Annotated in this window: 6 protein-coding genes, 1 pseudogene and 1 CRISPR repeat array; of the genes and pseudogenes, 1 reads left to right on the top strand and 6 read right to left on the bottom strand. The window is 69.1% G+C overall.

All coding sequences use genetic code 11. From position 1 onward, the window contains the following. Positions 1-576: 576 nt before the first annotated feature. The 6 genes and pseudogenes from ABZ370_RS43860 to ABZ370_RS43835 form a co-directional block, all read right to left on the bottom strand. Positions 577-1,707, bottom strand: coding sequence for a hypothetical protein (locus ABZ370_RS43860; RefSeq protein ID WP_358634159.1), 1,131 nt, complete (start codon positions 1,705-1,707; stop codon positions 577-579). Between the two features lie 190 nt (positions 1,708-1,897). After that, positions 1,898-2,587 (bottom strand): GNAT family N-acetyltransferase, encoded by a 690-nt coding sequence (locus ABZ370_RS43855; RefSeq protein ID WP_358634156.1) that lies wholly within the window; start codon positions 2,585-2,587, stop codon positions 1,898-1,900. Between the two features lie 41 nt (positions 2,588-2,628). Next, complete coding sequence (locus ABZ370_RS43850; protein ID WP_358634153.1) at positions 2,629-3,489, bottom strand: DUF6283 family protein; 861 nt, start codon at positions 3,487-3,489, stop codon at positions 2,629-2,631. Continuing rightward, positions 3,486-3,887 carry a DUF6221 family protein gene (locus ABZ370_RS43845; RefSeq protein ID WP_358634150.1) on the bottom strand — a complete coding sequence of 134 codons (402 nt, stop codon included), beginning with the start codon at positions 3,885-3,887 and terminating at the stop codon, positions 3,486-3,488. Before ABZ370_RS43845 ends, ABZ370_RS43850 begins: the two co-directional genes overlap by 4 nt. A gap of 94 nt (positions 3,888-3,981) precedes the next feature. After that, positions 3,982-4,302: a hypothetical protein gene (locus ABZ370_RS43840; RefSeq protein WP_358634147.1), complete on the bottom strand. Its 321-nt coding sequence runs from the start codon at positions 4,300-4,302 to the stop codon at positions 3,982-3,984. A gap of 546 nt (positions 4,303-4,848) precedes the next feature. Continuing rightward, a pseudogene (locus ABZ370_RS43835) lies at positions 4,849-5,181 on the bottom strand (transketolase C-terminal domain-containing protein); the annotation flags it as partial. Between the two features lie 670 nt (positions 5,182-5,851). On the opposite strand from ABZ370_RS43835, the gene ABZ370_RS43830 reads away from it, so the two are divergent. Next, positions 5,852-6,625 carry a hypothetical protein gene (locus ABZ370_RS43830; protein ID WP_358634144.1) on the top strand — a complete coding sequence of 258 codons (774 nt, stop codon included), beginning with the start codon at positions 5,852-5,854 and terminating at the stop codon, positions 6,623-6,625. Positions 6,626-7,022: 397 nt separating this feature from the next. After that, a CRISPR array of direct repeats spans positions 7,023-7,570; the repeat unit is 37 nt; unit sequence GTTGCGATCCTCGGTCGCCCCGAAGGGTGACCGCCAC. Between the last annotated feature and the right edge of the window lie 30 nt (positions 7,571-7,600).

Here is a 7,600-nt window from a genome sequence, read left to right as displayed (position 1 = left end):
TGATCGCGGGCAAAGGCAGCGAGCCCTACCAGATCGTCAACGAGGAACTGCTGCCGTTCAGCGACATGGCGACGGTACGCGAACTCGCCACGCGGTAGGCATACCGGCCTTCTTAACGCCCGACGCTGGTTGCAGTGCCGGGCACGAAGACGGGCCAGCACCCCTCGCCCGCCACCGTCATGCGGATGCTGCGCGAAGACGACGAGCAGGTCGCCACGGCAGCGAGCGCGTGATCACCCCGCTGCTTTGCGGCTGGTGTCTGAGCTAGGACTCCGGGGCCCATAGGACGCCAGCCTGCTCGTCAGTTAAGAACTCTACGGGCGCGAAGCGTGACCGTATGCGATCAAGGGCGGTTTGATCAGGCGTTTCACCGAATCGCGATCAAGAAAACCGACCATGATCATTCTCATCGTTAACCGCTGTACCGCGGACATTCAACCCCGTATCCGCACCTGAAGCCGGTCTCCAGCGCACCCGAGGTCCACTGGCTGGCGCCGCTCCGGGCAGACCGAAATCAAAGACCTGAAGGGTGTCCAGCACACCTGCACGCGGATTGGAAACGACTCCGATGACTTCTCAATGAGCTGTGGTTGAGAACCAGGTCATCGAGGCGCCGCTCAGGCCGCCAGGCTCAGGGAGGTGGTCGGGTTCTGGTTCCAGGGGATCTTCTTCTTGCGGTAGGCGTCGAACGCGCTTGACCGCAGGGAGTGGCGCGAGTGCAGGGCGACGGCCTCGGGTGGGGTTCCGGCGTCGAGCAGGGTCTGGATGCAGCCGCGTCGCATCGAGTGGCCGGTGATGCGGCGCACGGCCGCGCGGGCAGCGCGCTTGGCTTGTCCGCCATGCCTTGAGGATCGCGTTGGCCTCCTCGGCGGTGGGCGCCGCGTCGGCAGCCGCGTACGCCTCCTCCTTGGCGCGGGATGCGGCGGCCAACTCCTCGGGGGCGGGGGCCGGGGTGAGCTCGGCGGCCCGGGCGGCGGCCTTGATGATGTCGTTGACGGTGTCGGCGGTGATGCCGCCGCGGCGAGCGGGGTCCTTGGTGTGGCGGCCCGCGGCCTTGGCGCCGATGTTGCCGTGGCGGTCGATGCGGCGCAGGAACGGTCCGGGGGCGAGCTGCCCGTCGTCGGCGAGGACGTCCAGCCACTCCTGCCCGGCGTGTACGGGACAGATGTCCTGGTCGTCCTGGGCGAGGATGCGCACCTCCTGGCCGCGCGCCTCCTGATCGGCCTTGGACCGGCGGATCTTGATAATCAGGGCCTTGCGCGGCACCTTCTTTCCGGTGGCGTCCTCGACCTTGACCGTGGTGATCTTGACGTCGTGGAGGTTGAGACGGGCGGGCTCGGAGGCGCGGCGGGCCATCCACCAGTCGACGATCATCGTGGCGGCGTCCCGCTTGCCGCGCGCCGTGGTGCGGTCGAGCTTTCCGACCATGAGGCGCAGCTCGCCAAGGTCGACGGCGTCGGCCTGCAGCGGACCGGGCTCCATCAGCGGGTCGTCGGCCTCCTCCCCCGCCCGGTGGCGGATGACGAGGTGGCAGGCCTTGACCTCGGCGTCGGACAGCGGGGTGTTGTCGATGGCGCGCAGTGCGCGCAGGGTGCCCAGGTGGGCTTCGATGGTCTTGCTGGGGTGTCCGCGGTCGCCGAGATCGGAGAGGTAGGACAGGACGGCGTTGGGCTCGCCGGTCGCCCAGCCGTAGGTGTCCCGCACCACAGGCTGTAGGAGCGCCAGCGGGTGTCGCGGGCATCGCGGCTGTTCTGCGGCACCGCGTCGAGGAGCTTGCGGGCGGCGGACGCGGAGATCCGCTGGCCGCTGCGCGTAGTCACGTCCGGTTCAGCGCGCCGCCGACGCCGGACGGCCGTGGTGTGGACCGGGGCGGGGACGAGTTCGGTCGACGACATGACTACTGCTCCTCATGCGCGGTGGTGCGGGCGGCGGCGGGCCGTTCCCACGTGTGCTCGCTCAGCCGGTCGTTCTGGGGCACCGGGGCGAAGCCGAAGCGCCGGTAGAAGGCGCACAGCTGGTCGCGGTCGGCGCCGAATTCGTCGGTCGGTGTGCACGCGACGACCAGTTTGCGGGCGTCGGCCTCGGCGCAGATCCGCGTCAGGATCCGTGCGGCGTGGCCCTGGCCGCGTTCACCGACCGAGACGCGGATGTACCGCAGCTCCAGGATGCGGCCGTCGGTGACGAGCTCCAGGCCGAGCAGGCCGGTCGGCGGCAGCGAGCGCCTCATCTCCCTGACCAACTCATCGACCCAGCCGGGCTCGGACCGCTCCTCGCTCGCGTCCGGGCCTTCCTCGGCGAGGTCGGAGGCCAGCTTGAGGTGCCAGCCGTCCCACAGCAGTGTCTGGCCAGGGTGGGCGAGGAGGTAGATCGGCTCGGGCGCGGTGCCGGTGTGCACCAGTTGCACCAGCACCGGGCGGCCGTCGAGCCCGGGGTGCGCGCCGGTGTCGACCTGCCAGCCCTTGGGCTGCAGCCAGGTGTCCAGCTCTGCGGTGGGGCCCGTGACGGCGCAGCTCGCACGGGTCCCGAACCAGCCGATGATGGGCCACTCGTCCGTTCCTCCGGCGGCGACCGGGTTCTCCTCGGGCATGGGCTCCTCCCTCTGTGCGGGCGGTGTGGCGGGGGCGCGCGTCATGGCCGCCTCCGCTCGGGGTGCTCGGGGTGCTCGTGGTGCCCGGTGCTCTGTTCCTGCTGGGCGTGGCGGTCGGCCTGGTAGCTCTGCAGCGGGGCGAAGTCGGACCGGCCGGTGGGGGCCGGGCGGGCGTAGAGGGCGGGCAGGGCCGGATCGACACCTGCGGCGATGGCCATCTCCGCGTAGGAGTCGTACAGCTGGACTCCCTGCGGCAGTTCGGGCTGGTTCAGGGCGCCGGTGCGCAGCATCTGAAGGATGTCCTCGTTGCCGTCGGCTCCGGCCAGCAGCCAGCCCGCGCACAGCAGCGGCCGCTCATTGCCGCTGGAGTGGCAGCCGAACCTCCCGTCCGGGCCGCTGGCGCGGTTGCCGGGCGCGGAGTGCACGTACACCCGGGCGGGGAACTGGTCGGCCGGTGCGTCACGGCGCCAGGGACAGATCTTCTCCCCCGCGCAGGGCCGCGGCTGGGCGGCGACGCCGTTGAAGATGAGGCTGTCCACGCCCCACTCCCCGTCCCCGGGGCGCTGGTTCAGCACGGTCGCCGGCCCTGAGGTCTGCGTGCCGCCTGCCCCCGGGAGGGGATCGAGGTCAGCGGGTACCGGGAGCCCGAAGGCGCGCGCCTTGTCCAGCTGCTCCAGCAGCTCCTCCACCGAGATGTCCGCGCCCGCGGCAAGTTCGGCCAGCCGGGCGCGGACCTGGCGGTCGCGCTCGGAGTCCGTGCCGTACGGCAGTACGCTCCCGGCCGCGGACGCGCTGGCGGCGACCGGCCGCGCGGTGCCGTCCGCTCCCCCGGCGGCGACCGGACCCTCCTCGGGCCCGGGCTCTTCGTCCTGTGTGGGCGGTATGGCGGGGGCGCGCGTCATGACTGCCTCTGCTCGGGGTGGTCGGGGTGCTCTCGGTAGCGGGCGGCGAACTTGACGGCCACGTGGAACACTTCGTTGGCTACGGGCAGCTCGTGGCTCACGCAGAAGGCGAGCAGATCCACGAGGGATGCCAGGGCATCGAGCTCGGCCAGGGTATGGCGGGGCTGGGTGCGCACGCGGTGCTCGGCAACGATGTGGTCGGCCCACGGGCCACGGCCGGTGCGGACCGTGGCGAGGACGTGGTCCCCAGCTCGCACGCCGAGGTCGGCCGCGCCTGCCTCAGTCAGCTCCCACGGGCGGGCGATGCCGTCGGGGGTGAGCCCGGCACCCTCGGTCACCCGCTGTTCCTCGGCGATCCGGGCCCACAGGAACTCGCACCACTCCCAGACGTCGGTCATCGCCGCCCCCGCGCCCCGGGCAGCGGCCGTGTGCGGCCCGGGCCGCCGACGGGCGTCCGCGCGCCCGGAGCCCGGCAGTGTTCCTGGGCCGGGCTCACGCCGCCAACTCCTGCTCGGCGGCGGCCAGGAAGGCGGCTTCGGCGGTGCAGACCTCAAGGACGGGCCCGGTGAGCCGCCCGGCCTTCCACGACTCGCGCAGGCCCGCGTCCAGGAGCAGGGAGCGGGTGGCCAGCAGCCGCATCTCCCCCGCCAGGCAACCGGCCCCGGCGGCATCCGGGGTGACCACCGTCAGCGTTCCGGCGCGGTCGGCGACCAGCACGGAGCGCTCGGAGAGCGTGGTGAGCGCCCGCAGGTGATGCGCCGTCACGGCGGCGGGCGCCCAGGACACCTCGGTGGGCGGGATCTCCCCCGTCATCTGCTCCCCCTGCGCTCTCGGGCCGTCCTGGCGAACTCATTGCTCACGCCGAATATCGGTGTGCGCCGCTTGTCGTGTCCCGGCCTATTTCTGATTCCGGGTAAGGAGAGAGTATTGGGAATCAGGACCTGGGTCAGCAATCAGAACTACAGCCCCTCTTGCACCCAGTACTGGGTGACGCAGGTCTAAACCACGATTACCCCATCAGAGCCTCGCGCGTCTGACTGCCCCTTGGAAGATCCTGACACGCTTGGCACACTATTCTGCACTTTCGCTGCATACCCGAGGACCTCGTCGCCAATGCGCGACGCGTGGCCACGCCACGACGTCGGATACGCGATCGCCCAGGACATCGCGACTCAGATCGCTGCGACACCCGAAAAAGCGGTCGCCGATCAACTTCCCCGGCCATACGGCCGCGCTCCATATGCCGCCCGACCAGGGCCCCACCTGGCATGACATGGTGGCCGCCACAGGCTGGGGCGACCGCCCACCACACCGACGACCGGGAGCGCCCGCAGCCGCCGAGACACCAGATCAGCTCGCCCGGCTGCTGTCCTCCACGGTAACGATGCGACGGTATCCGCGGGCCAGGCGGACGAGCCCCTCTGGAACCGGCTTGACCCACCTCGGGTCGATCACCGTGGCGTTGACTCCGTCGTCAGAGAGCCGGTGCGCCACCCGCACCCGCCCAGTTGTCATTGCGATCCTCGGTTGTCCCGGAGGACGACCGCCACATGGCCACGTCGATGGCGTCGCGGGTGGTGAAGATGTTGCGATCCTCGGTCGTCCTGGAGTACGACCGCCACGCTGGTTGATCAGCCCAGACAGCCTATCTGCACTCTGGCCGCAGCAGGGCGAGAGGAAACATAGGTGCATCAGTCGGGCAATTTCCTTCGGAGCGATCCGCGTGTCGCGCACGCACTAGAGGTCCCGAAGCAGAACCTTCGGCGTGGCCAATGACAACGTAACCACAATATGTGCAGCGCAACTCGCCTTCCTGACGACGAGGTCCGCGATCGTACCCTCATGAGGCGCAGGCACATCGAGACGTCGACACCTTCTGCGATGTTGAGGTGCAGCGGATATGAAGGTAGGGGCGCGGGTCGATCTACCTTGGGACCCACAGGGCACAGCAAGCCCCTGGTACAGCGGTTCCACCAACCCGGTCGTCAACTCCCACCAGAGAGAGCAGACGCCTCCCCCGCTTTAGCGCACTTGACCCCCAGTCAAATGCACACTGTGACATATCCCGACATCCGCGACTAAGTCGTCGCGGATTTCGCGTATCCATAGGGGCGTTGTTCAGGTGCACGCATAGCGTGTGGTCCCAAACTGGTCCCGGCAGAGTCAAGGTGCTGCATACATGCCTGTCCGCATACAACCGCCCTCTGCAAGCAGCTCTTGACGACCCTCTCGACCAGGTGCGCGCGGCGCTGGCCACGCTGGAGAGCACCCCCGCTACCGCACCGCGACCGGACTCGACGTACAACTCAAGGTGTCGCGGAAGCGTTCCTTGGATGACCGGTTGGGTGCGCGAGGAGGGGCTATGCGTTGGAGCGACTGGATCGGAGGCCGACGTCCGGTGGTGGTGGCTGCGAGCGCGGCTCTGGCGGCGGTGGTGGATGCGGTGGGGAGCCTGTGCCTGGCCGATGGCGACGGCAACGGCTCTCACAGCTGCCGAGGCGCCGATGCCAACTACGACGCCGTCTATCCCCACTATCCGGCGCAGGATGCGCAGGACTGGGTGTCGCCAAAGGATGAAGCGATGACATTGCATTCCGATGTGGCCGAGTTGCTAACAGGGGCTGGCATCCTCGACGTGGACGTCGACGATGCCGTCGCGGACGAGCACATCCGATCGTCCGCGTACCAACGCGTCGTCTCGGTAACCGCTTCCTCGCGGAGCCGCGACCGAGACCGCGCGATTGTGGCCACGATCCTGCGGGACCCCATCGAGGCGGTGTCCAAGACGGCAGTGGTCGCCCTCGTGGACAGGATCGCGATGAAGGTGACCTGTCCTGCCGAGTTCCGGCAGTGGTCGGCCGAACTACTGGCAGAGATCGACCAGCTCAAGACGGAGGGGCACCGCGAGTTCATTCGCCGCCGCATCCACGACTGGCTGTTCTACCTGTCCATCGAGGACGGTTACGTGCCGAAACCGGCCGAGTTGGCGAAGGTCACGGACTGGATGCAGCGCGTCCTCGCCGAGCATTCGACGTCGCCGGCGGTACTCGCCCTGGTCGCCGAGTCAGGCAGCACTAAAAAGATACGAAACATCGCGAAGAACCGACTCGAAAGCTGCAAGCCGAGAACGAAATGAGTCGGCAGTGGCAATGGGCAGGCGGGCCGACTGCCTCACCCACAAGAACGGCGTCGTGCCCGACGGTCATGCGGAAGAACACGTCCCGGACGAAGGCGACGTAAGCCCAGCCGGACCAGGTTCTGACATAGGTCACGTCGGCGACCCAGAGCTGATCGGGGCCCTCAGCGGTGAAGTCGCGGTCGACCAAGTCCGGCGGCTGCGGTGCGGACGGCTCCAGAATGGTCATGCGGCGCTGGCGACCGCGGATGACGCCCCTCGATGCGGAGCTCGGCCATCAGGCGCTCGTTGGTGCAGCGGGCCACGTCGACTCCTTTGCCATGCAGGGCGCGGGTGATCCGGCGGGCTCGCGACCGTAACCCGACCGGATGCCGTCGTTGTAGACGACGTCCACGACGTTGCGATCCTCGGTCGCCCCGAAGGGTGACCGCCACCCGGTCGTAGCCGAGCGCGTCTTCTACGAGGTCGATGTTGCGATCCTCGGTCGCCCCGAACGGTGACCGCCACCCCAAACATGCTCCGCAGCGAGGCCCGAGCGGTGCAGTTGCGATCCTCGGTCGCCCCGAAGGGTGACCGCCACGTCCACGGGCAGCCTGGTGGCCCCCGCGTCCGAGTTGTTGCGATCCTCGGTCGCCCCGAAGGGTGACCGCCACAGCTCCACCCCGTCCTCGTCCGCGCCGAGATCGAGGTTGCGATCCTCGGTCGCCCCGAAGGGTGACCGCCACCATCGCCGAGGACATGGAGTACCTGGTCATGGGCCGGTTGCGATCCTCGGTCGCCCCGAAGGGTGACCGCCACTGTAGTCGCCGCGCCACCTACGCCCGCTACCGCAAGGTTGCGATCCTCGGTCGCCCCGAAGGGTGACCGCCACCCGGCCGTTTGTGGGCTCTGGCGCGGGCGAGGCGGGCGTTGCGATCCTCGGTCGCCCCGAAGGGTGACCGCCACGCGGCCAGCGCGGGGTTTCCCTCACACGTT

The organism is Streptomyces sp. NPDC005962 (assembly GCF_040629205.1).
GTDB lineage: Bacteria > Actinomycetota > Actinomycetes > Streptomycetales > Streptomycetaceae > Streptomyces.
The sequence above is the reverse complement of the archived record's forward strand: the minus strand, read 5'-3'. Positions and strand labels throughout refer to the sequence as shown.

What these genes read in the sequence shown, in the direction of transcription:
- ABZ370_RS43855 (WP_358634156.1), bottom strand. Translation starts at nt 2,587, where the DNA reads ATGCCCGAGGAGAACCCGGTCGCCGCCGGAGGAACGGACGAGTGGCCC.
- ABZ370_RS43850 (WP_358634153.1), bottom strand. Translation starts at nt 3,489, where the DNA reads ATGACGCGCGCCCCCGCCATACCGCCCACACAGGACGAAGAGCCCGGG.
- ABZ370_RS43845 (WP_358634150.1), bottom strand. Translation starts at nt 3,887, where the DNA reads ATGACCGACGTCTGGGAGTGGTGCGAGTTCCTGTGGGCCCGGATCGCC.
- ABZ370_RS43840 (WP_358634147.1), bottom strand. Translation starts at nt 4,302, where the DNA reads ATGACGGGGGAGATCCCGCCCACCGAGGTGTCCTGGGCGCCCGCCGCC.
- ABZ370_RS43830 (WP_358634144.1), top strand. Translation starts at nt 5,852, where the DNA reads ATGCGTTGGAGCGACTGGATCGGAGGCCGACGTCCGGTGGTGGTGGCT.